The following is a 25,346-nucleotide window of genomic DNA, read 5'->3' on the forward strand; positions in this document are numbered from 1 at the left end:
ATGATAATATGCTTAAAGAAAATTACGAAAAAGTAAAAGAAAACATAGTCAGGGCATGTGAAAAGGCCGGCAGATCACCGGAGGATGTCACTCTGATCGCCGTTAGCAAGACAAAGCCTTTGTCAGATATAGAGGAATTGCTCAGTGATACGGATGCCGTTGATTTTGGTGAGAATAAGGTTCAGGAGCTTGTGGACAAATACGAGAATGTCTCAAGACCTGTAAACTGGCATATGATAGGTCACCTGCAGACGAACAAGGTAAAATACATTGTAGATAAGGTGTGTATGATACACTCCGTTGATTCGTTAAATCTTGCCAAAACCATTGAGAAGGAGGCTGCAAAGCATGATGTCACAGTCAATATTCTCATTGAGGTAAATGTTGCACAGGAAGAAACAAAATTTGGACTGTCATGCGACGAGGTACTTCCGCTTATCCAGGAGATAAAAGATTTCCCTCATATCAGGGTTAAGGGTCTTATGACTATCGCTCCATTTGTGGATGATCCCGAGGACAACAGGGTCTATTTCCGCAAATTGAAAGATTTATCACTTGACATACAATCTAAAAGCATTGATAATATCGATATGAGCGTCTTGTCGATGGGTATGACAAACGACTATGAAGTTGCAGTTGAAGAAGGTGCAACGTTGGTTAGAGTTGGCACGGGAATATTCGGTGCCAGAAATTATAATATTTAAAGGAGAACAATCATGGCAAAGGGAAATACAAAGAAAAGTTTTCTTGATTATTTCAAATTAAGTGATTCAAGCGACGATGACTTTGATGATGATTTGTTTGATGAAGATGAAGATGACTATGAAGATGAAGACGATATGGACGATCGCTTAGACGATGAGTACGATGATGAGGATGATTACGATGCGCCTCAGACAGAGTCCAGAGTGAAGGCTTCACCGCTCAAGTCCTTTAATAAGTACAAAGGTTCTGCATCATCTGACAATGGATCGGCCAGATCAAAAGCTGCAAGATCTTCTCATGGTCAGCAGTCAGGAGCAGGTAATGGAAAGCTCGTATCGATCAACAGCAGATCCAGAGCAATGGATGACAGTGAAGTATTTGTTATCAAGCCGGACGAGTTTGACGATGCGCAGATGATAATCGATCATCTCAATCGAGGACAGATAATCGTAATAAACATGGAGGATCTTGATCTTCCAACTGCACAGAGAATAGCGGATTTCATTGGAGGAGCAAGTTATGCTGTGGATGGTCTGTTTCAGGCTATTTCGGGCAACATATTCCTTGCCACACCTAATGGAACCTACGTATCTGGTGATTTAAGGGAGGAATTGGCTGGAGGATCTCTTCAGGGGGAAACTCTTTCAAGTAAGGCAACTTACTAATATATGTTTTTACGGGGGATTACATATGCTTACACCAGTTGATTTACAACAGAAGAAGTTCACGCATGGAATGGGATATGCGCGAAAAGATGTAGATGCATTTTTTGACATAGTTGTGCTCAGCTACACAGAACTGTATAAGTCCAATGCAGATCTTACCAATCAGGTGAAAACTCTGACTGACAGTTTAGTACATTACAGAACAACCGAGTCAAAGCTTCAGAAATCTCTCATGCTAGCAGAGAAGAATGCTGAGGAGTCTACAAAGAACGCCACTGATAAGGCGAGACTGATAGAGAATGATGCCAAGATCAAGGCTAATAATATAGTGCAGGAGGCCAGGGAGGAGCTTGAGCGCATAGAGGGAAGTATTGATGGAATAAAACAGCAGTACAAGGACTATGTATGTGCATTCAAGGCTCTGATGGAAGCCCATATGAATTACCTTGCCCAGAATCCTATCAATGAGGAGATGGGGCTTAATTTCGACGATGTATTAAGCGAGGGCAGTTCAAATGCTTCTTATTCACAGTCGACACAGAGCGCAGCCATGAATTCGTTTATGAACTCCTATGACGGCGATCCACAGGGCCGCGAGGAATCAACTCTCGGATCAGGAGGCGGCTCAGCCATGGGTGATTCAACACTTGGCGGTGCCGGTGGCGGAAGTGTTACAAGTGATTCGTCTGTATACACAAAGAATCTTGGCGGTAAGTCATTTGTTAATCCATTTGGAAACTAACAATATATTTTATACTAATGGAGAATGTTTATATGTGTAATGCACTCACAGTTCATCTGAATGATGAACCAATCTATGACATTTTCTTTGCAAACGATTTTAATTCCCTGCCTGAGCTTTTAGCCGGACAGGGAATTGCTGATAGAAGGGTATGTATCGTTACAGAGAGTAATGTTGCGCCTCTTTATCTCGATGAGATCAGGAATCAGCTTGATGGAAAATGCAAAGAATTGATATCTATTATATTTGAGGCCGGTGAGTCTCAGAAGAATCTTGATACAGTAAAGATGATCTACGAGAAGCTTATTCTTGCAAAGTTTGACAGAAAAGATCTTCTGGTGGCTCTTGGAGGCGGCGTGACGGGCGATATAACCGGATTTACTGCTGCAACGTATCTCAGAGGCATAGACTTTGTACAGATACCTACAAGTCTTCTGGCACAGGTGGACAGCAGTATTGGTGGAAAGACAGGCGTTGACTTTGATTCATATAAGAACATGGTCGGAGCCTTTCACATGCCAAAGCTTGTGTATATCAATGTGTCAACACTCACCACGTTATCCGATGAGCAGTTTATTTCGGGAATGGGTGAGATCATAAAACATGGACTCATAAAGGATTCTGCATATTTTGACTGGCTTATAGAAAACCACGACAGAATACTTGCAAGGGATAAGGATGTCCTGATGGAGATGATCAGGGTGAGCTGCAACATCAAGAGAGTTGTTGTGGAGAACGATCCTACGGAGAAGGGCGACAGAGCTCTGCTCAATTTTGGACATACTCTTGGACATGCCATAGAGAGATACCTCGACCTTAAGCTGAGTCATGGGGCATGTGTCGGCATCGGATGCTGCCTTGCGTCTGTTATCTCATACAATAGGGGTGACATCACAGAGGACGAGCTTCATAAGATTATACATGCATTTGATATGTTTGGTTTCCCTACTCTCAAGGACTACCCTGTCGATGCAGATGCTGTCATAGAGTACACTAAGAACGATAAGAAGATGGTTGGGGACAAGATAAAATTTATCCTTCTTCACACTATTGGCGATGCATATATCAATACCAATGTCGTTCCTGATGATATGAAAAAGGCATTTGAGTGGCATTGATGTTCAAAGGAGGAACGGATATTATGAAAAAGAGAATACCGATGGCTATACTTGCCATTATTATTCTTACAGCTTTAGATCAACTGGTGAAACATCTCATATCAACCAACTTTCAGGTTGGACAGACAAGGAAAATAATCGATGGAGTTTTCCAGCTCAACTATGTTCAGAACAGAGGTGCGGCCTGGGGAAGTTTCTCAGGTAAGATCGTTTTCCTGCTTGCGATAACATTTGTGATCCTGCTTGCGGCTATATATGTATACATCAGGCTTGCAGGCAATCAGGAAAAGAAATATACACCGCTCAGGATATCACTGGTATTTCTCATATCGGGAGCTGTCGGCAATATGATCGACAGAGTTGCCCGTGGATATGTGGTTGACATGTTTGACTTCTGCCTTATTAACTTCCCGGTATTCAATGTCGCAGATATATTTGTCACATGCAGTTTTATTGTTATAGTTATTCTGGTGCTGTTCAAGTATAAGGATGATGAGCTCTCAGAGATCATACACCAAAAACAGACAGATGGACAGGAATAGTATATGGAAGAATATAACATCGAAGCAAGCGGCGACTGGGCAGGGAAAAGAATAGACAAGGTTCTCAGCGGGTATTTCAGCGATTATTCGAGATCTTTCATAAAGAAGTTATTTGATGACGGATATATTCAGGTCAACGGTAAGGCTTCAAAGCCGAGCTACAGTGTACGTACCGGAGATATTTTTGATATATCTGTGCCGGATCCGGTCAGCATTGACATTGAGCCTGAGAATATACCGCTCGACATCATATATGAGGATGATGACGTGATACTTGTGAATAAACCAAAGGGAATGGTGGTCCATCCGGCACCGGGACACTACAGTGGGACTCTGGTTAACGGACTGATGTACCATTTTAAGGATTCCCTTTCCGGTATAAATGGAGAATTCAGGCCGGGAATCGTTCACAGGATAGATATGGATACAACAGGTGTACTTGTGGTGTGTAAGAACGATAATGCCCATAGATCATTGTCTGAGCAGCTTCACGAGCATAGTATAACCAGAAAGTATTATGCCATAGTCCATGGAAATATCGCACAGGATGATGGTACTGTGGATGCGCCGATCGGAAGAAGTCCTAAGGATCGGAAGAAGATGGCGATCAATACCAGAAATGGCAGACATGCCGTCACACATTACAGGGTTCTGGAGCGTTTTGGAGGAAAGTATACCTTTATTGAGTGTCAGCTTGAGACCGGCAGGACACATCAGATCCGAGTTCATATGGCATCCATTGGACATCCCATACTTGGGGATGAAGTTTATGGACCGAAGAAATGTCCGTTTAAGCTGCAGGGACAGACGCTGCATGCTGGTATTCTCGGTTTTGAACATCCCTCAACCGGGGAATACGTTGAGTTCAAGGCTGATCTGCCGGAATATTTTGAAGATCTTATAAAGAAGTTAAAACTGTTAAATTAATATAATGTAACAAACGAGTATAGACAATTGTCACAAATTACGTGCAATTGTCTATACTTTTTTATTTACAGTTTATTGTATAAATGTTATAATAACCCATATAGGAATTTAAGTATTTTGTACATAAGTAATATATTTTGATATTTTTTACATGGAGAATACGAGAAGATGGGAGTGGTTACTATGGCAGAGAAGAAGATTATTACTATAGGTAGACAGTTCGGAAGTGGAGGCAAGCAGATCGGAGAAGCTCTTGCAGAAAAGATGAACATACCATTTTACGACAAGGAGTTACTTAAAGAGGCAGCAAAGAACAGTGGAATATGTGAAGAGATTTTTGACAGCTTTGACGAAAAGCCTACGAATAGCTTTCTTTACTCACTGGTGATGGATCCATATTCACTGGGATTTGGCAATTCAACAGAGCTTCCTCTCAACCACAAAGTTTTCCTTGCGGCATTTGACACCATCAAGAATCTTGCAGAGAAAGATGGTTCATGTGTATTTGTCGGCAGATGTGCTGATTACGCACTCAGGGATCTGGACAACGTGGTGAATATATTCCTGTATGCAGACATGGATGACAGAACAGCCAGAATCGCCAAGAAGTACAACATAAGTGAATCGAAGGCCAAGGATATGATCAAGAAGGAAGACAAGGCCAGAGCTTCATATTACAACTATTATACATCCAAGAGATGGGGCGAGATGAAGGGATACGACATATGTATCAATACTTCGAAGTACGGCATAGATAAGACGATAGATCTGTTATATGACATTGTAAATAATTATTGATCTCAGTCATGATTATTATTGAAAATTGTAATATATCATCATAATAATGTTATTATAAAATCTTGTATATAAAAAATGACAGTAGGTTGTTTGTTAAACGCTTACTGTCATTTTTGTTTTGTGATTGGATTTATTTTTTATATCCATAAGCTATTAATCAGTGCCTTGACCATCCGTCTATTCCGGCACCCTCGATGGAGGAAAATATACGATCTTTTACATCAGGCACGCGTACTTTGAGTTCGTCTATAATGTCTTTGCTTTCCTGACGCTTTGTGACGCCGTCAGCGGGACAAGGGCTCTTGCAGACTGGAAGATCGTTGGCGCGTGCAAATGCTCTTATTTCGCCTTCCAGGGCGTATATAAGAGGTCTTATGAGTGTGACACCTGATTTCTCCAGATGAGTGACAGGAGAGAAGGTGTGAATGCGCCCCTCATACAGCATGGACATCAGGAAGCTGTCTACAACGTCATCCTTGTGATGGGCATATGCGATCTTGTTGCAGCCAAGTTCTGCAGCACAATCATTTAAGGCTCCTTTACGCATACGGCTGCAGAGTGAACATGGATTAGGTTCCTTCCTGTAATCGAAAACGATCTCGCCTATATGAGTTTTGCAAACCGTATAATTGACTCCAAGTGACTCGCAATATTCCTTAAGTCTGGACGTGTCAAAATCCTTAAATCCAAGATCTACGGTTATAGCTTCAATTTCAAATGGTATGGGATAAAACTTTTTCAGTTTGGACATTGCATATAAAAGTGTCAGACTGTCTTTGCCTCCGGATATTCCTATGGCTATCTTGTCACCGGGACTGATCATATCGTAATCAGTTATAGCTCGTCTTGTATATGATAAAAGCTTTTGTGATTTCATAAAAATACTCCTTAAGTTAACATAATATTATTATGGTTTAATTGTGCGTTTTTCACGAAGCTGTACTTCGTTCCTGAAACGACGTTTTCTGTCCTCATCCATATCAGTGTAGTGTTTTCTTGTTGTATTTACATCCGAGTGGCCTAATACGTCCGCCACCAGGTATATGTCGTCTGTAGCCCTATAAAGCTCAGTGCCAAACGTACTCCTGAGTTTGTGAGGTGTTATATGCTTTAAAGGAACGGAGGTAAGAGAGTATTTTTTTACAATATTCTCAACTGATCTGACAGATATTCTTTTTAATTGACCGGACAGAAATAACGCATCCTCATGGCCTTTTTCCGGTATCAGTTTTTTCCTTTCATCAAGATATTCAAGCAAAGCTTCACTTGCCTCATCACTGAAGTATACGTATGCCTCCTTGCCACCTTTTCGAACGATCTTAATCCGCATATTATCGAAATCAACGTCACGTATATCAATTCCAACGCATTCGGATACACGCATGCCGGTGCTGAGCATAAGTGATAAAAGCGCCAGGTCACGGACTTTATTTTTCTCATGATATTTTTTCTGGCGTTCAGTCAGGCCGCTGCCATACTCAACATTATCAAGAAAATCTGCAACCTCGTTTGGCTCCATTCGTATAATTTTCTTATCGTGTATCTTTGGCATGTCGACCTTTTCTGCAGCGTTTGAGCTTATACGGTCGTTTTTATACAGGTATGCAAAAAATACCCGGAGTGCAGATAATTTGCGTTTTAACGCCTGTTCACCGTTGGTGTATGTACGTCCGTTTTTAGTGTAAAGCTTCATGGCATGCAGGAACTCCTCGATGTCCTCGGCCTCAAGTCTGCTGAGATCCTCAGTAGTAATATCAAGTGGAGTTTTATCACGAAAGAATGGGTTATTTTCACATAAATACTCGTAGAATGTTTTTATATCCCTGGCGTAACCAAGGCGTGTTCTTGTGGATGTAGTATTCTCAATTCCACGAAAAGCGATCGTTGCGTATTGTGGTAACTCGGAAAGAATATCTCTGAGCAATAATATATTATTCTCATCGACCTGTTTGTTGTATGGCTTGGCTGGCATCGTTATATTTGAAACCTCCTGATATATGTTAATTTGTGGGCATATTCATGTATATGACTAAATGGATTATAACATAATCTAATAAAATATGCTATATTTTTTCGTAAAACCTGAGTTTAGCGAATAGAAATATATAGACTAAAATACATTCCAACTGCACTGCTTTCACTGATTCTTACGACTCTCTAAGCAAAAATCTAAACAGAAAACGCATATAGAATCTATCATTTAATAGAATCTATATGCGTTTATCAAGAACATCTAATTCCTTGTTTAATTGAGATCAGTCACTTCATAATATGGTATTACCAGGTTGGTTCCGGCTACTATCGATGAATCGTTGTTCAGATTGTTGATCGAGACAACTTCATCGATATAATCCTGGGTTGATGTATATTCATCAGTCATATACTTCTGGGCTATATCCCAAAGTGAATCGCCAGACTCAACGGATATACATGTGTAATACTTGGTGCTGGCATTAGTGGCATCAGCTTCGGATGCATCCATGTGTGTGATCGAAACATATAATACTGCTACTATGATTATGGCTACAATTATTGTCACCTTTTTATTGCTAATGAAATTAAATAATCTATTCATCTCTATCCCTCCTGAACGTATGTTTGTTACTATGTTCGTATTATATCGAACAGATGTTTTGTTGTCAAGTGATTTTCGAACACTAGTACGACTGCAGTTCGTATTGTAACTCTGAATCCTTAATACTCCTATATTATGCACTATCAGGTGTCCATTTTTATTCCCACGAAAGAATAGATCCGGTCAAGAATATTCAAAACAAAGCAAAATTAAAACAGAACATTCGTTTGCAATATCAGAACATATGTGCTATCATATTTTGTATACAACAGATTATGTTAAATAGAATTTATTTGTGGAGGTTCAATATACATGGGAAAAGGAAAGCTATCTGATAAACAGACAGAGATTTTGGAATATATCAAGGAAGAACAGCTTAAGAAGGGCTATCCACCTTCAGTAAGAGAGATCTGCAAGGCTGTTGGACTCAAGTCTACATCATCAGTACATGCTCATCTCGCATCTCTTGAGGAGAACGGATATATAAGGCGTGATCCAACAAAACCAAGGGCTATAGAGATAATAGATGATGATTTTGCATTGTCAAGGCGTGAGGTTATTAATATACCTGTTGTTGGACAGGTTGCAGCGGGACTTCCTATCCTTGCCACACAGAATATTATGGATTATTTTCCTATTCCACCGGAATATTTACATAACACCAATAATCAGACATTCATGCTTCGCGTTAAGGGCGAAAGTATGATCAACATCGGAATCAACGATGGTGATCTCCTTATTGTTGAACAATGCTCTTCTGCTTCCAATCGTGATATTGTGGTTGCACTTATCGATGATGGGGCTACAGTAAAGAGATATTTTAAGGAGAATGGTCATATAAGACTTCAGCCGGAGAATGATTATATGGATCCAATTATCGTAGACCACTGCGATATACTCGGAAAGGTTATCGGATTATTTAGGCAGATGTAATTACAATATAATATAATAAATCCATTAAGAAAGAGATCCCCAGGTCAACATACGTCAGCAACATTTACGTATATGACCTGGGGATCAATTTATGTCATATTTTTTAAGAGGGGGCTTATTAAAAGTAAATTAACTTCAAAATAGTTAATTTGTATCAACTTGTTAATTACATTATACCAATTAATTAGCTTATTTCAAGCCTAAATCCAACAAAAATAGGCTAAAAAACCATAAAAAACAGCTTTTTAGCCTATTAGCTTAATGTATATTTAGCCTATTTTTAAGTAATCACATTTTAGTATATGTGCTTATCAGCATTCTGTTCTGCTATCTGTTTGAATTCCTTGAAATGAGCCTGGAATAGTAATACCACCTTTGGATCAAACTGTTTACCACTCTGGCTTACTATCTCGGTATAAGCCTCCTCCATAGACCAGCCTTTCTTGTAGTATCTTGCTGATGTAAGGGCATCGAATACATCACATACAGCCATAAGCCTGCTGATATATGCGATCTCTTCTCCCTTCATATGCAGATATCCAGAGCCATCCCACTTCTCATGATGTTCCTTGGCGATCGTTCTTGCAATCTGAAGGATCTGTCCCGGACATTTTGAGAGAAGTGCGTCACCATATAATACATGACTCTTCATAATGGCGAACTCCTCATCTGTAAGACGGGAAGGTTTGTTGAGTATTTCCTCGCTGATCATCAGTTTGCCGATATCGTGCATCATGGCTGCGGTTGAAAGCATGTCAACATAATCGTCATCAAAACCGGATGCCTTTCCAAGAACCTCCATGTATTTTGCAACTCTCTTGATGTGCTCACCTGTTGATTTTGACTTGCTCTCTGAGAGCTCGGCAAACGCATATATGAGTTCCTTCTGATTAGTTTTGACCTCTTCAGCATGGTCTATAACATTATTGAGCATTGTTGAGTTTCTTGATACTATGAAATATGATACAAATGACATGATAAAAATGGCTATAACACATGGCGCTATGACCAGTATCATATTGTCAGCAAAATCATCATGTGCGGGTGGAATAACAAGATCACATAATCTGTAATTGACTATATCTGCAGCGAATACACCGACTGTGGATAAAAGCGCAGTATAGAGAACCATTGTTTTGTTATAATAAAGGGAAGCTACAAGCATAGGAAATATCCAGACGATCATAGCTGTGTACGATAAAGTTGTATTGAGTATGGAGCATATGAGTACAGCCAATGCAATTACCACATATTTTATACATTTGCCCTCATTGTTCTTAAGTAGATCAATAAAAATCGTAGGTATAAGGGTCAGAATACAGCATACTCCCATGCAGGAACACAGGAGCACTATATTGCACTGCCCTCCAATATATGTAAATACCCAGTACAAAAGTATCAATATAGCAAAAAGCCTCATACATTTGGAGGCAATATGATTGATCTTGATATAATTGTCGCTTAATAGCCTGTTACTCTCCATGTTTTAATCCCCAAATTCTTACTTGCAACCCAATCTTATTTTAAACTGAATATCTTATATGCTGTCCAGAGATACAATATCTCCGTCACTCCATATCTTCTCTATGTTGTAGAATCTTCTTGATTCTTCAGAAAATATATGGATTATTATATCATAATAATCCAGCAAAATCCATCCACCTTCAGAATATCCCTCCACTCCCTTGTGGGAATATCCAGCTTCGTGCATATTGTCCTCAACATTATCGCTGAGTGCCTGAACCTGTTTTTTATTTGTTCCGTCAGCTATCACTATATAATCACATAAGGTTGAAATTCTGCTTATGTCTATGATCTTAATGTCAAATGCTTTTTTATCCTCAAGAGCAGCACATGCTATCTTGAGCATCTCTCTGGAATCTGCCATATTAGTCCTCACTGTTCAATGATGTATAATATTTATATGTCCGGACAGACATTTCGTCCGTGTCTCCACAGCTGCCACTGTCCAGATAAGTTAAAGTATTCTTTAATATGTGGGCCACCGAAGCGTCAATATCGGAGAATGCCTCATTTCTTATTTCATCTATCTCCGGCAAAGGCTTACGGTTCGGCTCTATATAGTCAGCCACAAAAACAATCTTTTCCAGAAGCGACATAGCCGGTCTTCCAGTGGTATGGAATTCTATAGCCGATCGGATGTCCTCATCGTCAACTCCGTATTTTTCTCTTGCGTAATATGCTCCCAGCTTTGCGTGTAAAAGCTCAGGGTTAGCAAATTCGACCTGGCTTATTGGAAGTCCGTGTTTTTGGCATCTTGCTATCTTCTCGTCTGCAGGCAGACATTTGGCGCAGTCATGTAGAAGTCCGGCAGTCAAAGCTTTGTTCACATCTGCTCCGTGAACCATGGCCAGGCAGCCTGATACATATTCCACACCAAGTGAATGTTCAAATCTTTTCTTTGTGAGTTTGTTTTCAAGGCGCTCACGCATCTCAAATCTGTTCATCTTATCTCCTATCTGTTGCAAATGTTCAAGTATAAGTAATATTCAATATATGTTGTTATACCTGCCAGATCAAACGTGATATAGACCATTGTCCCTGATATATGTTATCACGCTATCGGGAACCATATCCCTGATATCTTCTCCTGACCGCACAGCAGCTCTTATATCACTTGAGGATATATCGTGCTGGTGGATGTATTCCCGGCGGATATCAGAAGCCGGAAACAGACTGTGCAGGCTTGCTATCTTGTCGTTGATCATATCCTCAGAAGCTCCACTTCTTGTTGTGACAAGCAGCGTTGCATGCCTTGATATGATGTCAGGTCTGTGCCAGTGGTCAAAATACATAATGGAATCCCCGCCCATGATAAAATACCAGTGAACGTCAGGATATAACTCATGAAGGGCCTCAAGCGTATCTGAGGTGTATGTGATCCCGGGACGTCTGAGCTCAAAATCAGAATACTCCAACCCTTTTATGCCATCTATGGCAAGTTTTATCATGTTGACCCGGTGATCTGTTGTAACTTCGTTGGAAATATCTTTATAACCAGGCTTATTGTTGGGCATCACAAGCACTTTATCCAGTCTAAACTGTTCCAGTGCCTGTACGCCAAGCTCTATATGTCCATAGTGTATAGGATTGAATGTTCCGCCGAGTATACCTACATGTCCTGCTTTTTGTGCCAGCATGGCGTATTCCCCCTATGGAAGTTCAATCTTCTTATGTTCCTTTGACTCCTTGTACAGAACGATCTTTCTGCCGATCACCTGAACTACCTGTGAGTGGGTTCTCTCACCGAGCATAGCTGCTATCTCACGAGGATCGTCAAGACAGTTCTTGAGAACAGAGATCTTGATTAGTTCTCTCGCCTCAAGAGCCTCTGCAACAGATTCTGTGAACTCAGGTGTGAGTGATGATTTGCCTATGTTGAGTATAGGCTGGATGGTCTGTGCCAGCCCCTTTAAATATGCTCTCTGTTTGCTATTCATACGTGTTTATTCCTTTACTTATAATAATCAAATTCAAGGAAATACATTCTTACAGTATCTCCGTCTACACAGCCAAGCTCCTCAAGCTGTGCAAGTATTCCATTGTCTCTGAGGAACTTCTGGAAGAAATCAAAGCCCTTCTCAGATTCAAGGTTCGTATATCCGAGCATCTTCTCGATTCGTGGACCCTCGACGATATATACACCCTCCTCCTCGTCTGACTTTCTGACTTCAAATGGAAGCTCAGGATCATCCTGCATGGACAGATCTATCTCAGGTTCAAATTCGATGATCTCCCTTGGAGACTGCTTTACAAGGTCATTGACATACCAGAGAAGTTCATTGATACCCTTTCCTGATACTGCAGATATAGGGAATATCTTATATCCTTCATCCTCCGGGAATTCCTCCTTAAGCATCTCTATGACAGTCTCATAGCCCATATCATCCAGAAGATCGACCTTGTTGGCTGCTATAACCTGTGGACGGTTCTCGATGTCTTTATTGTACTTCTTGAGCTCTTCATTGATTACGTGGATATCATTGATCGGATCTCTTCCATCCACCGAGGCTGCATCCACGATGTGGATTATAACCTTTGTACGCTCTATATGTCTTAAGAACTGAAGTCCAAGACCTGTTCCTTCTGACGCACCTTCAATTATGCCTGGAATGTCTGCGATCACGAAGCCGTTCTTATCCCCGAGATCCACCACACCCAGGTTCGGAACTAAAGTGGTAAAATGATATGCCGCGATCTTAGGACGGGCATTCGTAACTCTTGCAAGGAAGGTTGATTTACCTACACTTGGGTATCCGACAAGTCCTACGTCAGCTATACACTTGAGTTCAAGATCTACTGTAAGCTCCTTGGCTGGCTGACCAGGCTGTGCATACTTTGGCGCCTGCATGGTCGAAGTTACATATGTTCTGTTGCCACGGCCACCACGGCCTCCTTTAAGGAAAACAACAGGTTCCTTCTTGTAGGCCATATCGAGAATAACCTTACCTGTCTCTGAATCTTTGACAACAGTTCCAGGTGGAACCTTGAGCACGATATCGGCACCATTGCTGCCATGGCAGTTCTTCTTGCCGCCCTCTTCACCGTCTCCGGCTTTGTATTTTGTCACATGTCTATAGTTAGTGAGCGTGTTCATTCCCTCGTCGACAACAAAGATAACGTCACCGCCATTACCTCCGTCACCGCCGTCAGGACCGCCGTTTGGAACATATTTCTCTCTTCTGAAGGATACATGTCCGTCACCGCCCTTGCCTGATCTCACATATATTCTGGCTCTATCGGCAAACATAATATACCGCCTTTCTATGTCAGATATTCTATACCGAATATTCAATGTCTAAACTACCTGTGTCAAGTTCTGCAGATACATCTGCACACTATTTCATAGTATACCCCATATCTGCACTTTTGTCTGTAAAAAAAGACTGGAATAATAATAATTACTCCAGTCTCTTGATAGTATTACTTATATATATCCAATATTACTCGTTAACTACTGGATAGATAGAAACCTGCTTCTTGTCTCTACCCTTTCTCTCAAATCTAACGATACCATCAGCTGTAGCGAACAGTGTGTCATCTCCGCCGATACCAACGTTAAGACCTGGATGAATCTTTGTTCCACGCTGTCTGTAAAGGATGTTACCAGCCTTTACGAACTGACCGTCAGCTCTCTTAGCGCCAAGTCTCTTGGACTCTGAGTCTCTGCCGTTCTTTGTAGAACCTACACCTTTCTTATGAGCGAAAAACTGAAGTTCCATCTTCATCATGTCAATTACACCTCCTTAAAGGTCATACAAATATAATCGCCATAGGATTCTTCGATTCCGGATATACCGATCACAAGCGCCTGCATCAAAGTCTGTGCCTTGATATCCGGCTCCTCTGTGAATATGAAATCCATATGTCCACTCTCCTGATCGCAGTCAAGTGTGAAATTCACATCTGAAAGCTTCTCAACAGAGTTCAGGATGGTTATCGTGATCGCTGAAACTGCGCTACAGACGATATCTTGTCCAGGATCATCATATTCCGCATGTCCATCTGTCTTAAATCCTATATATTCCGAATTGCTGTTCTGATAAATAACTACATCAATCATGTCTTATAATCGATACAATCAATACCAATTAAGCGTTGATCTTCTTGATCTCAACCTTAGTATATGACTGTCTGTGACCATTCTTCTTGTGATAGCCAGTCTTTCTCTTGTACTTGTAAACAATAACTTTCTTAGACTTGCCTTCACCAACTACTGATGCTGTTACAGATGCATTAGCAACTGCATCTCCACACTTAACGTCTGAATCAGTGCTTACTAAGATAACATCATCAAATGTTACTTCGCTTCCAGCCTCTGCTGCGAGCTTCTCAACCTTGATCACGTCTCCTTCAGCTACCTTGTACTGCTTACCGCCTGTTGCTATAATTGCGTACATGGTTAATACCTCCTTAATCAAACTCGCCAGTTTTGGTGGTGTCTGTTGACACACTTATACCTAACTGTGCGGCATACTCATATAATCTACCATTGAGATGATTATTTGTCAATAATTTTCTGATATATTTTTACAATATTTTTTGATTTATTTTCATCAAAGCTTAACCATTTCGTGAAGCGGTCTCTTTAACTTCTTTCTGGTCAGCTCTATAAGTCCAAGCTTGGTGATATCTACGAATTTGGCTGGTACAGGATCGTCTGCCAGCTCTCTTATCAGGGTATCACGTATCCTGAGGATATCATCGGGATTCTTCATGTTTATAAAGTCTATGACTACTATCCCTGACAGATTGCGGAGCCTTAACTGACGGCAGGTTTCGATGGCAGCCTCGGTGTTGACCTTCAGCATGTGCTGTTCCATATCTCTGCCTGATATAGCCTTGCCTGTATTCACATCCACAACTACCATGGCCTCAGTCTGCTGGATTATAAGGTAGGCACCTGACTTAAGCCATACTCTCTCCTTTAGAGCTCCCTCCACTTCTTTATTGAGATTGTAGATTGCCGTAAGCGGACATTCTGTATCGGTATGAAGCGTTAAGTCTATTGTTCCAGGCTGTTTTTTCTCTATGTAATCCTCAAATACGTGGAATATTTCTTCATCATCGGTTACCAGTGAATCTAGCTTATTACTTCCCATGAAAGTTATGTTTTCTATATATTCCGGTGGATTCCGGTACAGACAGGAAAAGCATTTTCTGGTTGCTGCGGCCTTCAGGATCTGCGTGAGACGACCGCCCAGCTCATTCAGTTCACGTTTTATGAGTTCAGGGTCCGCATCCACAGCATTTGTCCTAATGATACAACCTATACCCGCCGGGAGGGTATTTCGCGCGATGTCCTTAAGCTCGTCCCGGAGCTTTCTGCTGCTTATCTTGTTCGATACACCGATCTGTTCCCCGGTGTGGACCACACAGTAATCCCCGCGGAGGGTGAGCTCCGATGAACCAACAGGGTTCTTGGTCTTGACTGCGTCACGGCTGATCTGAACGACTATCTCATCGCCGATCCTGAGCTTTGTGTGCTCCCTGCCATCGGCGTATATAATATCATTGTCATCCAGACTGTAGTAGCAGGGAAGTCTGTCACCGTAATCCACGAAGCAGGCATTTATATTGTTTACGATGTTGGCCACCTTGCCCACATAGATATTGCCGAGGACTGTACTGCCCTCTGACAGGTTAAGATCTGTGACTTTGCCAGCCTGTATAACAGCCTGTAATATTTTGTTGTCGTAGTGTGTAACTACCAGCTTTCTCATGTGATATTCCCCTTATAATCTTTCAAATATACGGTCAGGCAGACTCTTAGAATGGTGAACCGGCCTTGTATAGAGGTATTATATTGCCATCAGGGCCATCCATGTACGTCTCCAGTCTGTGAATATGATAATGGAACTGGTTGTGACTGACACCCGCATACGCGCAGAGAGCCTGCATGACGAGCTCCGGCTTGAGGTTGTATTCACTTCCGGTTGACAGCAGCATATATATCTGATCGTCCCTCAGCTCGCAGGTCATGATACCAGGTTTTATATTCTCCTCGCGTTCGCTCTTCTTTGTTTTTTTCAGAATGACGATCTGATCCTGCGACATGAAGGATTCCACACTGTCCAGTATATTATGCCGTTCTTCAGTTCCTGCTTTGTCAAGGAATGAGATGACATAGTCCGATGCTGACACAACTGACATGGAGTTCTTTGCATCATCGGGAAGAAGTACACACTCAGTGACCTTCATCTCATCAACCGATACGGCATTCAATGCGTCGATCATCTCTCTGGATGTTGTAACGGATTCAAATTCTCCGTCAAAGTATTCGCCATCAGAAGTGATCCCCATGGCCAGCGGAGCGGCAAACGAGATGATCTGGTGAGGCGAATATCCCTTGGAATAGCTCACATCCAGACCGGCACGTCTTATCTCCTTCTGGAAATATCTCATAACGTCAAGGTGTCCTATAAATCTGAGGTTACCGAGCTTGGAGTATTTAATTCTTATTTTCAAAACATACACCTCCTCCAAATCTTGCGGCACCACAGCCGGAACACTGCTGTCTGCAGTTAGGGGTTACCTTTTCGTTCTGGGCGTTCTCCCACTCTCTCTCAAGGAACTTTCTTGTGACTCCTATATCAATGAAATCCCACGGAAGTATCTCATCAACATTTCTGTCCCTGTATGTGTAGAAATCTATATCCAGACCGTGCTTTGCCATGGCGTTGTCCCAGTTTACTTTTTTGAAGAACTCTGTCCATGCGTCAAATATCTGACCGGCCTTATAGACATCATATATTACATCGCAGAGCTTCCTGTCGCCTCGAGCAAGCAGTCCCTCAAGTATGGTGATATCTGCTTCGTGGTACTGGAACTTAAGACTCTTATGGTTTTTCTCTGCGCGGAATCTGTCCTTCACAAAGTATGCACGCTTGACAAATTCCTCAGGCCTTATCATCGGAGCCCACTGGAACGGAGTAAATGGCTTTGGCACAAAATATGATGCCGATGCGGTGACCATGACACGTCCATTTCGTTCTTCTCTTGGGATATTTGCAAAGAAAAGCTCAGTGATCTCCTCCGACAGGTCTGCAATCCCGGCAATATCGTCATATGTCTCAGTAGGAAGGCCCATCATGAAGTACAGCTTCACCTTATCCCAGCCGCCTTTGAAGGCCTTCAGGGCACCATCCATTATGTTCTCCTTTGTGAGACCCTTGTTTATAACATTTCTGAGTCTCTGCGTTCCTGCCTCAGGGGCAAATGTAAGTGAACTCTTCTTCACATCCTGGATCTTGCTCATGACATCCAGAGAAAAGGCGTCTATACGGAGCGATGGCAGAGAGATATTTACATGCTCATTGTCCATCTTCTCGATCAGGCAGTCTGTGAGCTCCGGAAGCTCCTCGTAATCACTCGACGACAGACTGCTGAAGGTTATCTCCTCGTGTCCTGTACTTGCCAGCATTTTCTCAGCATAGCCCTTTAACAGATTGACATCCTTAGGTCTGGTTGGTCTGTAAATCATTCCAGCCTGGCAGAATCTGCAGCCTCTTATACATCCGCGCATGATCTCAAGAACAACTCTGTCCTGAGTGAGCTTCATGAATGACACAACAGGCTTCTCTGGGTATGTGACTTTGCTGTGATCCATGACGACCGTCTTGGTTATCGTGGCAGGCACATCTTCAAATCTAGGAGCAAATGAAGCTATCGTGCCATCTTCCTTGTATGTGACTTCATAGAGCTCAGGAACGTATAATCCCGGAATGTTGGACACCTTTATGAGAAATTCTTCCCTGGTCATATCAGAGTGCTTATACACCTTGTAAAGCTCCAGAAGTGCATCATATGATACTTCGCCCTCACCCATATAGAATATGTCAAAGAAGTCTGCTATAGGCTCAGGATTGTATGAGCATGGGCCTCCGCCTATAACAAGTGTGTCTCCCTTTTTTCTGTCTCTTGTACGGAGTGGGATCCCAGCCAGATCAAGCACCTGAAGAATATTGGTGTAACACATCTCGTACTGGAGTGTTATTCCAAGGAAATCAAAATCCTTTATAGGATCCTGGGATTCCAGCGCGAACAGAGGGATGTCATGTTCTCTCATCTCCGCGTCCAGATCAGGCCATGGCGAATAAACTCTTTCACACCATGTGTCCTCTCTCCTGTTGAACATATCGTACAGTATCTGAATTCCGAGATGGGACATACCTATCTCGTATACATCAGGAAAACACATGCAGAAACGCACATCAACCTTGTCCTTGTCCTTCATAACACTGTTGTATTCTCCACCTATATATCTGGCGGGCTTTTCAACCTTCATCAGTATTTCATCCGGTAAAGCTAATCTTCTCATAAAATAATATCCTTAAATAATTTTCTTGTAATCATATTATCTGATATCTCCAAATGGAAATATTCAATTACAGCAAAAGAGATGCGCACGGAATATCCGTATTCAGTGCGCATCCTCTATATCTATATCGTATCAGGAACTGTGATCCTATACCGCATTATCCAATATTAGTTTTTGAAACTATGGATAGGGGCTGGAATACGTCCACCTCTGTTGACAAACTTATCACATGCAAATCTGTTGACAGGCATGATAGGTGCGTATCCGAGAAGTCCGCCAAATTCAGCCTGATCTCCAACTGTCTTACCGATAACAGGGATAAGTCTTACAGCGGTTGTCTTCTGGTTGATCATACCAAGAGCCATCTCATCAGCGATAATTCCTGATATGGTTGCAGGTGATGTATCACCAGGAATTGCTATCATATCAAGACCTACTGAACATACACATGTCATGGCCTCAAGTTTCTCAAGAGTTAATGCTCCTGCGGAAACTGCATCGATCATTCTCTGGTCCTCAGATACAGGGATGAATGCACCGGAGAGTCCTCCGACGTATGATGAAGCCATAACTCCACCCTTCTTAACCTGATCGTTGAGGAGCGCAAGTGCTGCTGTTGTACCAGGAGCTCCGGCGTATTCAAGACCGATCTCCTCGAGAATCTCACCTACACTGTCTCCGACTGCAGGAGTAGGGGCAAGTGACAGGTCAACTATACCAAATGGTACGCCGAGCATCTTGGATGCCTCTTTTGCAACGAGCTGTCCAACTCTGGTTACCTTGAAAGCTGTCTTCTTGATGGTCTCGCAGAGTTCCTCAAAGTTTTCTCCTCTTACCTTCTCAAGGGCTTTCTTTACAACACCAGGGCCGCTGACTCCAACATTGATGACACAGTCTCCCTCGGTAACACCGTGGAATGCACCGGCCATAAATGGGTTGTCATCAGGTGCGTTACAGAATACTACAAGCTTTGCACAACCGATGGAATCTGCTTCCTTGGTGAGCTCGGCAGTGTCTTTGATCATCTCTCCGAGAATCTTGACTGCATCCATATCTATACCGGTTTTGGTTGAACCTACATTTATGGAGCTGCACACCTTTCCTGTGCTTGAGAGTGCTTCAGGAATTGAACGGATAAGAAGCTCATCAGCAGGAGTCATGCCCTTATTTACAAGTGCTGAATATCCTCCGATGAAGTTGACTCCTATGGTGTCTGCAGCCTTGTCAAGAGCCTTTGCTATCTTTACAAAATCTCCGGTGGTCTTACATACGGAACCACCAACCAGTGCTATAGGTGTTACAGAAACTCTCTTGTTGACGATTGGTATACCATATCTTCTTGATATCTCCTGACCTGTTGATACAAGATCCTTGGCATATGTTGTTATCTTGTTATATATCTTTGTACATGTATCATCCACATCTGTGCCTACACAATCCAAAAGACTGATTCCCATTGTGATGGTACGAACATCCAGATTCATGTCTGAGATCATCTTATTGGTCTCGATTACTTCATTTATGCTAATCATGTATATCCTCTTTTCTGTCTGTCAGACTGTATATTATTAGATTCTGTGCATTGTCTCAAAGATCTTCTCGTGCTGTACCTTTATCTGTACTCCAATCTCTTCTCCAATCTGTCCGAGCTCTGATGCGATGAGCTCTGTTGATTTGGATGACTCCTGTGTATCAACCACCATCATCATGTTGAAGTACCCTGCAACTATAGTCTGTGATATGTCAAGTATATTGATCTGGTTGTTTGCCAGATATACACATACCTTAGCTGTGATTCCCACGCTGTCCTTACCTACTACAGTTATGATTCTCTTTTTCATTTTATTTATCCTCCTTGTTGATGATGGAGCCTGTACATACAGAACCCATCTTTATTCACTCCTAAAAATCAGCCTACGCCTCTATGGAAGCCATAGGCATGTCTCTTCTGGCTACTGCCAGCCCAAATTCCCTTACATCGTTGGCGTATGAATTATTTTCAAGCTCCAGCTTGACTGTCTCGTATGCCAGCTCTTCAAAATTGTTCTCCTTGCTCAGATGTCCCAGAAGGATACCCTTCACATGGTCATTCAGAAGTTTGTATATGAGCTGCCCTGACAATTCGTTGGACAGATGACCATAGTTGCCAAGGATTCGTCTCTTGAGATAATAAGGATATGGTCCCGCCTCAAGCATTCTGACATCATGATTGGCCTCAACTACCATTATATCTGAGTTGTCAAGCTTATCTACAATATAATCATTATAATTGCCCATATCAGTCGCTATGGACACTTTTTTGCCATCTCCATACAGGCTGTAGCATACCGGATCCGCTGCGTCATGCCAGATGGATGATGGATCAACGGTTATATCCTTTATCAGTATCTTTTCATCAGGACGAATCTCATGAAACAGTCCCTCATCGATACTGCCAAGGGAGGTCATCTTCTTCATCTCAGCTATGGTTCCTGCAGTGGCATATATAGGAACACCGTGCTTTCTTGCCAGAACACCTATGCCCTTCACATGATCTATATGCTCATGCGTTACAAGAACACCATCGAGTTCAGACGGCTTTATTCCCTCATCCTTAAGGGCGTTTTCAACCCTCTTGCAGCTTATGCCTACATCCACAAGAAGATGGGTAGCGCTATTGCCGACGTAATAGCAGTTACCGCTGCTACCGCTTGCTATACTTAGTAATTTCATAATCTACTCTTCTGTTGTAATTTATTTGTACCATGTGACTGTGCGGTCCATGGTCTGAGATCCATATGACTGTAATATCTTCTGTCAAAGCCCTCAAGCTCACCGAGATTCACAGCAGTCAGGGTCTCTTTAAACGCATATATTCTATCAATAAAACTCTTATCAATCAAGCACTTATGTGCTCCGTGCAGGGATGTATTTCCTACAAATTCTGATTTTCCCTGAAAACTGTCCGGAAAAAGTCCAAGGCTTACCGCACTTGATATATTAAGACTGCACCCGAAGCCTCCTGCCAGATATACACGTGATACGTCCTCTGCCGTTATCCCCGCCATATCCATGAGGGATTCTATACCTGCACATATGGCTGCCTTTGCAAGGAGAAAGCTTCTGATCATATCCATGTCAATTGTCACTCCACCTGCAAGTCTGTAGCCTCCGTCTATATACTGATCAACCAGGACTCCATCGTCATTCACTATGTGTAGCAAATTAAGTCTGTTCAGCAGATCAAAGGCTGTGGTTGGAGCTGCAACACCTCTCCTCAGCATTCCCTCAAATGCCGGACCACATGCACATGAGGTGGCATAACCGATGCCCTGCTTTGCAAGTATAAGCTCTCCATTTGTTCCGAGATCTGCAAACAACTGATATTTGTCAGACCTGTCAATGTTACAGACGACTGCACCGCACAATGCGTCAGCTCCAACAAATGCGCTGAGGTTAGGAAGACATGTGACTTCCGCACTGCAAAATCTTTCATCATCAAAGAAATCCTTCCCTGATACTGTTATACTGTCAGGATTCCTGATCTCAAATGGTGCATGCCCGAGATTGTCCAGAAGCAGCCGCTCCAGTATTGCATTCATGGTGGTGTTTCCGGAAATAATTATCCTTGATATATCTGCAAGGGCATACCCCATTCCGGTCAACTCTGAGGAAATCCTTGTGACTACTGAGCTTCTGAGCTTTGCCAGTCCATCTTCTGTGGAGCCTGTTCGGATCCTTGATATGACATCGCTGCCATATTCAATTTGCGGATTCATAAATCCACATCTGTCCGTGACACTTCCATCAGACATATCTATCTGTTCTATGGCGATGGTGGTGGTGCCTAAATCTATAGCTATGCCTATATCACGACCATCGCCATTATATACGTTGTTGGATTCAGCAGCACCCTTGTACGAAGCAAGGACTGACATGTTATCCTCAACTATGGTTACCTGTATGTTATCAGTGATAGTGTAGGTACAGCTTTTTACCGTGCCCGCACCTTTTACATCCACCAGACATCTCTGACACCTTCCAAGACCTCCGCAGTTTCCACTGAACACATATCCGGCGCTGCACAGCACCTTGAACAGATTGTCACCGCGTCTGCAGGCGATTATTTTGTTGTCATTTACGGTTAAAGTGAGTTCATCGTTAATCATCGATATCAACTACAATTAATTGTATATTCCCTTTGTCATGACTTCCTTTGGCTTGTAGCCCTTATCAGCAAGTGTGTTGATGATGAGCTGCTTGTGCTCAGGGCCAAATGCCTCCATAGTGATAACAAGCTCAACTGCTGAATTCCTGTTGATGGATACGAACTGGTTGTGCTCAAGCTTGATAACATTTCCCTGGAGATCAGCGATAACCTTTGAAATGTTCATGAGTGCACCCGGCTTGTCAGGAAGAAGTGTTGAAACTGTGAAGATCCTGCTTCTTGCGATAAGTCCGTGCTGTACAAGTGAGGCAAATGTTATCATATCCATATTGCCGCCCGACAGTATGCTTACGACCTTGGCACCCTTTACATCGAGATGCTTAAGTGCTGCCACTGTGAGAAGGCCTGAATTCTCAACAAGAAGCTTGTGATTCTCAAGCATATCGAGGAATGAAACGATGAGTTCGTTATCCTCTACAGTTATAATATCATCTATGTTCTTCTGTATATATGGGAAAATCTTGCTTCCCGGTGTCTTTACTGCAGTTCCATCTGCAATGGTGTCGACATATGGAAGTGTTGTAACCTTCTTGTTCTTCAGTGAGACCTGCATACAGTTTGCTCCGGCAGGCTCAACACCTATGACCTTGATGTTCGGATTCATCATCTTGGCAAGTGTGGACACACCTGTTGCCAGACCGCCACCTCCGATAGGAACAAGGATATAGTCAACGAAAGGAAGCTCCTTTATGATCTCCATCGCAACCGAGCCCTGTCCTGTGGCAACATCGAGATCATCGAACGGATGAATGAATGTATAACCCTTGTCCTCTGCAAGCTCAAGAGCGTATGCACATGATTCATCATATACGTCTCCATACAGTATAACCTCTGCGCCGTATGCCTTAGTTCTGTTAACCTTGATGAGAGGTGTAGATGAAGGCATAACGATGGTCGCCTTTACTCCATATGCTTTTGCAGCATATGCCACACCCTGGGCATGATTTCCAGCCGAAGCTGTTATCAGTCCCTTCTGTCTCTCTTCATCTGAAAGAGTGCTTATCTTGTAATATGCACCCCTGATCTTGTATGCACCGGTCTTCTGAAGGTTCTCAGGTTTGAAGTATACCTTGTTGCCTGTTATCCCACTGAAATAGTCACTGTATATGAGCTTTGTAGGGAGAACCACCTTATGTACAATGTCGTAGGCCTCCTCAAATTTCGCAAGTGTCAGTTTGTCTGTTGTGTTCTGTTCTGCCATTTGTTAATGTCTCCTTATGTAAAAATCCTTTTGAAAATCATATATGGTTGTGCACAGATATAAGTACATTGACATACATACATATGATCATTATATATGCCGTAGTATTACATGTCATCGCCGATGAGCATATCGATCTCGGATCTGTCCTCGTCAAAATCTGCGAACAATGCGTTGACATATTCCTGAGGGTCAAATCTCTGGAGATCACCGATCTTCTCACCAACTCCGATAAACTTGACCGGTACGTCAAGCTCTGCCTGGATCGCTATCGCAATGCCACCCTTGGCGGTTCCGTCAAGCTTGGTGATAACTATACCGTCAAGCTCAGTTACATTGCTGAACTGTCTTGCCTGTTCAAGGGCATTCTGACCTGTTGTTCCGTCCAGAACTATGAGCGCCTCAACATTTGCCTCCGGATAATCCCTTGTGATGATCCTTCTCATCTTTGCAAGCTCGTCCATGAGATTCTTCTTGTTGTGAAGTCTTCCCGCTGTATCAACGAGAAGGATATCCGTATCTCTTGCCTTGGCGGCAGCCACTGCGTCGTATACAACTGCAGCGGGATCAGCGCCCTCATTGTGTGAAATTATATCAACCTGTGCCCTGTCAGCCCAGGTCTTTAACTGATCTATGGCGGCAGCTCTGAATGTATCGGCAGCAGCCATGAGAACCTTCTTGCCTCTCTGGCGGTACTGGGCAGCAAGCTTTCCGATGGTCGTTGTCTTGCCGACACCATTTACCCCGATGACCAGCACAACGGACTTCTTATTCTCGAAGTCGTACGCTGAATCGTCCACAGACATCTGGTTCTTGATTATATTGATCACAAGTTCCTTGCAGGCAGCAGGTTCTTTGATGTGTGAATCCTCAACCTTCTGCTTAAGCCCCTCTATAACCTTCTCAGTCGTCTCATATCCCATATCAGCCATGATAAATGTCTCTTCAAGATTCTCATAGAAATCATCATCTATATGGGATGCACCGAATACATCTGTAAAGCTTTCTACTATATTATCTCTTGTCTTTGCAAGACCTGCCTTAAGTCTCGCAAAAAATCCTTTTTTCTCTTTTTCCTCTGCCATGACATAC

Annotated in this window: 29 protein-coding genes; 8 read left to right on the forward strand and 21 right to left on the reverse strand. The window is 42.5% G+C overall.

Going from position 1 to position 25,346, the window contains the following annotated elements:
• Window positions 1-8 precede the first annotated feature (8 nt).
• From OCV54_RS03330 to OCV54_RS03360, 7 genes are all read left to right on the forward strand, one after another.
• Window positions 9-704 carry a YggS family pyridoxal phosphate-dependent enzyme gene (locus OCV54_RS03330; RefSeq protein WP_015534934.1) on the forward strand — a complete coding sequence of 232 codons (696 nt, stop codon included), beginning with the start codon at window positions 9-11 and terminating at the stop codon, window positions 702-704.
• 12 nt (window positions 705-716) lie between these two features.
• Complete coding sequence (locus OCV54_RS03335; protein WP_015534935.1) at window positions 717-1,370, forward strand: cell division protein SepF; 654 nt, start codon at window positions 717-719, stop codon at window positions 1,368-1,370.
• A 25-nt stretch (window positions 1,371-1,395) separates the two neighbouring features.
• Complete coding sequence (locus OCV54_RS03340; RefSeq protein WP_015534936.1) at window positions 1,396-2,112, forward strand: DivIVA domain-containing protein; 717 nt, start codon at window positions 1,396-1,398, stop codon at window positions 2,110-2,112.
• A gap of 32 nt (window positions 2,113-2,144) precedes the next feature.
• A complete protein-coding gene (gene aroB / locus OCV54_RS03345) occupies window positions 2,145-3,230 on the forward strand; it encodes a 3-dehydroquinate synthase (RefSeq protein ID WP_015534937.1) in 1,086 nt (361 codons plus the stop codon).
• Window positions 3,231-3,253: 23 nt separating this feature from the next.
• On the forward strand, window positions 3,254-3,772 hold the full coding sequence (lspA, locus tag OCV54_RS03350) for a signal peptidase II (RefSeq protein ID WP_015534938.1): 519 nt from the start codon (window positions 3,254-3,256) through the stop codon (window positions 3,770-3,772).
• A gap of 3 nt (window positions 3,773-3,775) precedes the next feature.
• Window positions 3,776-4,699: an RluA family pseudouridine synthase gene (locus OCV54_RS03355; RefSeq protein ID WP_022216467.1), complete on the forward strand. Its 924-nt coding sequence runs from the start codon at window positions 3,776-3,778 to the stop codon at window positions 4,697-4,699.
• 183 nt (window positions 4,700-4,882) lie between these two features.
• The gene (locus OCV54_RS03360) at window positions 4,883-5,497 is read left to right on the forward strand and encodes a cytidylate kinase-like family protein (protein ID WP_022216466.1); all 615 of its coding nucleotides are present in this window, start codon (window positions 4,883-4,885) and stop codon (window positions 5,495-5,497) included.
• A gap of 157 nt (window positions 5,498-5,654) precedes the next feature.
• Here OCV54_RS03360 and OCV54_RS03365 read toward each other — a convergent pair whose 3' ends face one another.
• From OCV54_RS03365 to yneA, 3 genes are all read right to left on the reverse strand, one after another.
• Window positions 5,655-6,374, reverse strand: coding sequence for a tRNA 2-thiocytidine biosynthesis TtcA family protein (locus OCV54_RS03365; RefSeq protein WP_055222644.1), 720 nt, complete (start codon window positions 6,372-6,374; stop codon window positions 5,655-5,657).
• A 30-nt stretch (window positions 6,375-6,404) separates the two neighbouring features.
• Window positions 6,405-7,469 (reverse strand): tyrosine-type recombinase/integrase, encoded by a 1,065-nt coding sequence (locus OCV54_RS03370; RefSeq protein ID WP_055222646.1) that lies wholly within the window; start codon window positions 7,467-7,469, stop codon window positions 6,405-6,407.
• Between the two features lie 273 nt (window positions 7,470-7,742).
• Window positions 7,743-8,072 (reverse strand): cell division suppressor protein YneA, encoded by a 330-nt coding sequence (gene yneA / locus OCV54_RS03375; RefSeq protein WP_055222647.1) that lies wholly within the window; start codon window positions 8,070-8,072, stop codon window positions 7,743-7,745.
• A 312-nt stretch (window positions 8,073-8,384) separates the two neighbouring features.
• Here yneA and lexA point away from each other — a divergent pair, with 312 nt between their 5' ends.
• The gene (gene lexA, locus OCV54_RS03380; protein ID WP_055222649.1) at window positions 8,385-9,005 is read left to right on the forward strand and encodes a transcriptional repressor LexA; all 621 of its coding nucleotides are present in this window, start codon (window positions 8,385-8,387) and stop codon (window positions 9,003-9,005) included.
• 295 nt (window positions 9,006-9,300) lie between these two features.
• On the opposite strand, the gene OCV54_RS03385 is transcribed toward lexA, so the two are convergent.
• From OCV54_RS03385 to ftsY, 18 genes are all read right to left on the reverse strand, one after another.
• Window positions 9,301-10,488, reverse strand: coding sequence for an HD-GYP domain-containing protein (locus OCV54_RS03385; RefSeq protein WP_055222651.1), 1,188 nt, complete (start codon window positions 10,486-10,488; stop codon window positions 9,301-9,303).
• 54 nt (window positions 10,489-10,542) lie between these two features.
• Entirely contained in the window at window positions 10,543-10,893 is a 351-nt protein-coding gene (gene rsfS / locus OCV54_RS03390; protein WP_022216461.1) for a ribosome silencing factor, read from the reverse strand.
• A gap of 1 nt (window position 10,894) precedes the next feature.
• Window positions 10,895-11,473, reverse strand: coding sequence for a bis(5'-nucleosyl)-tetraphosphatase (symmetrical) YqeK (yqeK, locus tag OCV54_RS03395; RefSeq protein WP_082419750.1), 579 nt, complete (start codon window positions 11,471-11,473; stop codon window positions 10,895-10,897).
• Between the two features lie 69 nt (window positions 11,474-11,542).
• Window positions 11,543-12,166 (reverse strand): nicotinate (nicotinamide) nucleotide adenylyltransferase, encoded by a 624-nt coding sequence (gene nadD / locus OCV54_RS03400; protein WP_055222654.1) that lies wholly within the window; start codon window positions 12,164-12,166, stop codon window positions 11,543-11,545.
• 12 nt (window positions 12,167-12,178) lie between these two features.
• Complete coding sequence (yhbY, locus tag OCV54_RS03405) at window positions 12,179-12,466, reverse strand: ribosome assembly RNA-binding protein YhbY (RefSeq protein WP_022216458.1); 288 nt, start codon at window positions 12,464-12,466, stop codon at window positions 12,179-12,181.
• Between the two features lie 14 nt (window positions 12,467-12,480).
• The gene (obgE, locus tag OCV54_RS03410; RefSeq protein ID WP_055144437.1) at window positions 12,481-13,776 is read right to left on the reverse strand and encodes a GTPase ObgE; all 1,296 of its coding nucleotides are present in this window, start codon (window positions 13,774-13,776) and stop codon (window positions 12,481-12,483) included.
• A 193-nt stretch (window positions 13,777-13,969) separates the two neighbouring features.
• On the reverse strand, window positions 13,970-14,257 hold the full coding sequence (gene rpmA / locus OCV54_RS03415; protein ID WP_004850948.1) for a 50S ribosomal protein L27: 288 nt from the start codon (window positions 14,255-14,257) through the stop codon (window positions 13,970-13,972).
• Window positions 14,258-14,262: 5 nt separating this feature from the next.
• Window positions 14,263-14,589 (reverse strand): ribosomal-processing cysteine protease Prp, encoded by a 327-nt coding sequence (locus OCV54_RS03420; RefSeq protein ID WP_015534943.1) that lies wholly within the window; start codon window positions 14,587-14,589, stop codon window positions 14,263-14,265.
• A gap of 28 nt (window positions 14,590-14,617) precedes the next feature.
• Window positions 14,618-14,926 (reverse strand): 50S ribosomal protein L21, encoded by a 309-nt coding sequence (rplU, locus tag OCV54_RS03425; RefSeq protein WP_004850943.1) that lies wholly within the window; start codon window positions 14,924-14,926, stop codon window positions 14,618-14,620.
• Window positions 14,927-15,082: 156 nt separating this feature from the next.
• Window positions 15,083-16,249, reverse strand: a complete 1,167-nt coding sequence (locus OCV54_RS03430) for a ribonuclease E/G (protein ID WP_055222656.1) — start codon at window positions 16,247-16,249, stop codon at window positions 15,083-15,085.
• A gap of 46 nt (window positions 16,250-16,295) precedes the next feature.
• Window positions 16,296-16,994 carry a TIGR03936 family radical SAM-associated protein gene (locus OCV54_RS03435; RefSeq protein WP_055222657.1) on the reverse strand — a complete coding sequence of 233 codons (699 nt, stop codon included), beginning with the start codon at window positions 16,992-16,994 and terminating at the stop codon, window positions 16,296-16,298.
• The gene (locus tag OCV54_RS03440; RefSeq protein WP_055222659.1) at window positions 16,978-18,846 is read right to left on the reverse strand and encodes a TIGR03960 family B12-binding radical SAM protein; all 1,869 of its coding nucleotides are present in this window, start codon (window positions 18,844-18,846) and stop codon (window positions 16,978-16,980) included. Before OCV54_RS03440 ends, OCV54_RS03435 begins: the two co-directional genes overlap by 17 nt.
• A 167-nt stretch (window positions 18,847-19,013) precedes the next feature.
• The gene (locus OCV54_RS03445; RefSeq protein WP_022216453.1) at window positions 19,014-20,378 is read right to left on the reverse strand and encodes a PFL family protein; all 1,365 of its coding nucleotides are present in this window, start codon (window positions 20,376-20,378) and stop codon (window positions 19,014-19,016) included.
• A gap of 36 nt (window positions 20,379-20,414) precedes the next feature.
• A complete protein-coding gene (locus tag OCV54_RS03450) occupies window positions 20,415-20,687 on the reverse strand; it encodes an ACT domain-containing protein (protein WP_015534945.1) in 273 nt (90 codons plus the stop codon).
• Window positions 20,688-20,760: 73 nt separating this feature from the next.
• Window positions 20,761-21,558: an MBL fold metallo-hydrolase gene (locus tag OCV54_RS03455; protein ID WP_055222661.1), complete on the reverse strand. Its 798-nt coding sequence runs from the start codon at window positions 21,556-21,558 to the stop codon at window positions 20,761-20,763.
• The gene (locus OCV54_RS03460) at window positions 21,555-22,994 is read right to left on the reverse strand and encodes an ASKHA domain-containing protein (RefSeq protein WP_055222860.1); all 1,440 of its coding nucleotides are present in this window, start codon (window positions 22,992-22,994) and stop codon (window positions 21,555-21,557) included. The genes OCV54_RS03455 and OCV54_RS03460 overlap by 4 nt, the downstream gene beginning before the upstream one ends.
• 15 nt (window positions 22,995-23,009) lie before the next feature.
• A complete protein-coding gene (ilvA, locus tag OCV54_RS03465; protein ID WP_015534949.1) occupies window positions 23,010-24,254 on the reverse strand; it encodes a threonine ammonia-lyase in 1,245 nt (414 codons plus the stop codon).
• A gap of 107 nt (window positions 24,255-24,361) precedes the next feature.
• A complete protein-coding gene (gene ftsY / locus OCV54_RS03470) occupies window positions 24,362-25,339 on the reverse strand; it encodes a signal recognition particle-docking protein FtsY (RefSeq protein WP_022216450.1) in 978 nt (325 codons plus the stop codon).
• Between the last annotated feature and the right edge of the window lie 7 nt (window positions 25,340-25,346).

The organism is Coprococcus aceti, from assembly GCF_025567285.1.
Classification (GTDB): Bacteria; Bacillota; Clostridia; order Lachnospirales; family Lachnospiraceae; genus Coprococcus; species Coprococcus aceti.

Excerpts from the sequence above, each read along its gene's own strand:
- OCV54_RS03330 (WP_015534934.1), top strand. The coding sequence starts at position 9 with ATGCTTAAAGAAAATTACGAAAAAGTAAAAGAAAACATAGTCAGGGCA.
- OCV54_RS03335 (WP_015534935.1), top strand. The coding sequence starts at position 717 with ATGGCAAAGGGAAATACAAAGAAAAGTTTTCTTGATTATTTCAAATTA.
- OCV54_RS03340 (WP_015534936.1), top strand. The coding sequence starts at position 1,396 with ATGCTTACACCAGTTGATTTACAACAGAAGAAGTTCACGCATGGAATG.
- aroB (WP_015534937.1), top strand. The coding sequence starts at position 2,145 with ATGTGTAATGCACTCACAGTTCATCTGAATGATGAACCAATCTATGAC.
- lspA (WP_015534938.1), top strand. The coding sequence starts at position 3,254 with ATGAAAAAGAGAATACCGATGGCTATACTTGCCATTATTATTCTTACA.
- OCV54_RS03355 (WP_022216467.1), top strand. The coding sequence starts at position 3,776 with ATGGAAGAATATAACATCGAAGCAAGCGGCGACTGGGCAGGGAAAAGA.
- OCV54_RS03360 (WP_022216466.1), top strand. The coding sequence starts at position 4,883 with ATGGCAGAGAAGAAGATTATTACTATAGGTAGACAGTTCGGAAGTGGA.
- OCV54_RS03365 (WP_055222644.1), bottom strand. The coding sequence starts at position 6,374 with ATGAAATCACAAAAGCTTTTATCATATACAAGACGAGCTATAACTGAT.
- OCV54_RS03370 (WP_055222646.1), bottom strand. The coding sequence starts at position 7,469 with ATGCCAGCCAAGCCATACAACAAACAGGTCGATGAGAATAATATATTA.
- yneA (WP_055222647.1), bottom strand. The coding sequence starts at position 8,072 with ATGAATAGATTATTTAATTTCATTAGCAATAAAAAGGTGACAATAATT.
- lexA (WP_055222649.1), top strand. The coding sequence starts at position 8,385 with ATGGGAAAAGGAAAGCTATCTGATAAACAGACAGAGATTTTGGAATAT.
- OCV54_RS03385 (WP_055222651.1), bottom strand. The coding sequence starts at position 10,488 with ATGGAGAGTAACAGGCTATTAAGCGACAATTATATCAAGATCAATCAT.
- rsfS (WP_022216461.1), bottom strand. The coding sequence starts at position 10,893 with ATGGCAGATTCCAGAGAGATGCTCAAGATAGCATGTGCTGCTCTTGAG.
- yqeK (WP_082419750.1), bottom strand. The coding sequence starts at position 11,473 with ATGAACAGATTTGAGATGCGTGAGCGCCTTGAAAACAAACTCACAAAG.
- nadD (WP_055222654.1), bottom strand. The coding sequence starts at position 12,166 with ATGCTGGCACAAAAAGCAGGACATGTAGGTATACTCGGCGGAACATTC.
- yhbY (WP_022216458.1), bottom strand. The coding sequence starts at position 12,466 with ATGAATAGCAAACAGAGAGCATATTTAAAGGGGCTGGCACAGACCATC.
- obgE (WP_055144437.1), bottom strand. The coding sequence starts at position 13,776 with ATGTTTGCCGATAGAGCCAGAATATATGTGAGATCAGGCAAGGGCGGT.
- rpmA (WP_004850948.1), bottom strand. The coding sequence starts at position 14,257 with ATGATGAAGATGGAACTTCAGTTTTTCGCTCATAAGAAAGGTGTAGGT.
- OCV54_RS03420 (WP_015534943.1), bottom strand. The coding sequence starts at position 14,589 with ATGATTGATGTAGTTATTTATCAGAACAGCAATTCGGAATATATAGGA.
- rplU (WP_004850943.1), bottom strand. The coding sequence starts at position 14,926 with ATGTACGCAATTATAGCAACAGGCGGTAAGCAGTACAAGGTAGCTGAA.
- OCV54_RS03430 (WP_055222656.1), bottom strand. The coding sequence starts at position 16,249 with ATGAGAAAGCTGGTAGTTACACACTACGACAACAAAATATTACAGGCT.
- OCV54_RS03440 (WP_055222659.1), bottom strand. The coding sequence starts at position 18,846 with ATGAGAAGATTAGCTTTACCGGATGAAATACTGATGAAGGTTGAAAAG.
- OCV54_RS03445 (WP_022216453.1), bottom strand. The coding sequence starts at position 20,378 with ATGATTAGCATAAATGAAGTAATCGAGACCAATAAGATGATCTCAGAC.
- OCV54_RS03450 (WP_015534945.1), bottom strand. The coding sequence starts at position 20,687 with ATGAAAAAGAGAATCATAACTGTAGTAGGTAAGGACAGCGTGGGAATC.
- OCV54_RS03455 (WP_055222661.1), bottom strand. The coding sequence starts at position 21,558 with ATGAAATTACTAAGTATAGCAAGCGGTAGCAGCGGTAACTGCTATTAC.
- OCV54_RS03460 (WP_055222860.1), bottom strand. The coding sequence starts at position 22,994 with ATGATTAACGATGAACTCACTTTAACCGTAAATGACAACAAAATAATC.
- ilvA (WP_015534949.1), bottom strand. The coding sequence starts at position 24,254 with ATGGCAGAACAGAACACAACAGACAAACTGACACTTGCGAAATTTGAG.
- ftsY (WP_022216450.1), bottom strand. The coding sequence starts at position 25,339 with ATGGCAGAGGAAAAAGAGAAAAAAGGATTTTTTGCGAGACTTAAGGCA.